Source organism: Bacillus sp. MUM 13 (genome assembly GCF_001866725.1).
Classification (GTDB): Bacteria; Bacillota; Bacilli; order Bacillales; family DSM-1321; genus Peribacillus.
In genome coordinates this window covers 1-1,540 of record NZ_MLYQ01000157.1, presented here as the reverse complement: position 1 = coordinate 1,540, position 1,540 = coordinate 1, and the positions used below count along the sequence as shown (strand labels likewise).

Below are 1,540 nucleotides of genomic sequence, written 5' to 3'. Positions count from 1 at the left end.
AAGTGCCGCTGCTTTTATTGGAGTACCCTTGTTTTTTTATGTCCATATGCTGCTGAAAAGAAAAAAAGCGCATAACCTGGGTGATAAAAGGCTGCATGTGCTTTAACAAAACGAAAGCTTGGAAAGATTTCCTCTATTTCCTTGGGAAATATTAAGCGCTGTTTTTTTTTCGTTCCTCTGTTATCCTTGTTTTTGGTTAACAAGGAGGTAGGAACATGACAAAAATACGCAATCAAGCGTTCATAGTGTCTCTTGGAATAATAATGTTTGTGGTATTGGCGTTTGCGCCAGATCATTCAACATATGCAGCTGTACCAGTGAAAAAACACACGATTAAACAGGGAGAAAATCTTTGGGACATCGCGAAAAAATATGGAGTATCTGTTAAGTCACTAAAAAAAGTGAATCATAATGATAACAATGTAGCTGAGCCTGGAAAAGTACTGGAAATCCCGCAATCTCCTATCAGCAATCATGATAAAGAGCTGCTTGGCAGGCTTGTGAACGCCGAAGCAAAAGGAGAACCATATAAAGGCAAGGTGGCGGTTGCTGCAGTGGTACTGAACCGCGTTCATAATAAACAGTTTCCTGATTCCATTCATGGAGTCATATATCAGAAGAACCAATTTGAGCCTGTTTCAAATGGAAGCATCAAGAAAAAGGCAGGACTCGATTCAAAGCGTGCAGTGAATGAAGCAATAGCCATCCAAGGGTATACTTATAAAGAATTGTATTTTTATAATCCCAGCTTGACTAAGAGCAAATGGATGAGAACATTGAAGGTTGTCAGAGTAATCGGCGGCCATCATTTTGCCGTAGGGCAGGGTTAATATGGTAAAACAGCCATGAGTGCTTAAGCTCATGGCTGTTTTTATTTCTATTGTCCAGCAAAAGGGAATACATTGATGGGTTATCATTTAAACCAGAATATTATTCAATGCCGGCCCATAATTCTTTTGGGTTTAGTTCATAAATGCCGTTTTCCCTGAACATAATTCCGTTTATGATAAATTCCCTTCTGATGGTGGCATAATCTTCGTGAAATTTTGTTATAAATTCATTAATTTCTTTTTCCTCGTATCTTCTCCCGGATTCCAGGCCGCTTGCAAGGTGATGGAGTATAATCAATTTTTTCTTTCTTTGTGCAGGGATGGTTTTTAAACGTCCATCTTTGGAAAGGAAATTGCCCAGGATTTTTTTATATTCCACTGTCTTTTCATCTGTCACTTTTTCTTCCTCCCTATTTGAAATAAGCTTTGGCAATGCCTCAGAATAATAATGAAGGACATCTTCATTCAAGAAATAATAAACAGTGTTTTTATCTCTTCTATCTTTAATGATATTTATATCTTTCAGCTTGGAGAGATGGTGGGAAACTGTTGGCGGCGTTATTCCCAATATTCCTGCAAGCGCCCCTCCATGTTTGGGGCCTGCGGCAAGAAGAGTGACAATCCTGATTCTTTGGGCATCACCCATTGTTTTGTGAAAAGCAATAAGTTTATCAAGCTGCAAGTATAATACCTCCCTCTATAAATGTTGA

At 38.6% G+C, this 1,540-nt stretch carries 2 protein-coding genes; one reads left to right on the top strand and one right to left on the bottom strand.

Annotation, left to right across the window (positions count from 1 at the left end):
* Positions 1–215: 215 nt before the first annotated feature.
* Positions 216–830, top strand: a complete 615-nt coding sequence (locus tag BIV59_RS22265) for a cell wall hydrolase (RefSeq protein ID WP_071353645.1) — start codon at positions 216–218, stop codon at positions 828–830.
* 100 nt (positions 831–930) lie between these two features.
* On the opposite strand, the gene BIV59_RS22260 is transcribed toward BIV59_RS22265, so the two are convergent.
* The gene (locus tag BIV59_RS22260; protein ID WP_071353644.1) at positions 931–1,512 is read right to left on the bottom strand and encodes a DUF2087 domain-containing protein; all 582 of its coding nucleotides are present in this window, start codon (positions 1,510–1,512) and stop codon (positions 931–933) included.
* Positions 1,513–1,540: the final 28 nt, after the last annotated feature.

Excerpts from the sequence above, each read along its gene's own strand:
- BIV59_RS22265 (WP_071353645.1), top strand. The coding sequence starts at position 216 with ATGACAAAAATACGCAATCAAGCGTTCATAGTGTCTCTTGGAATAATA.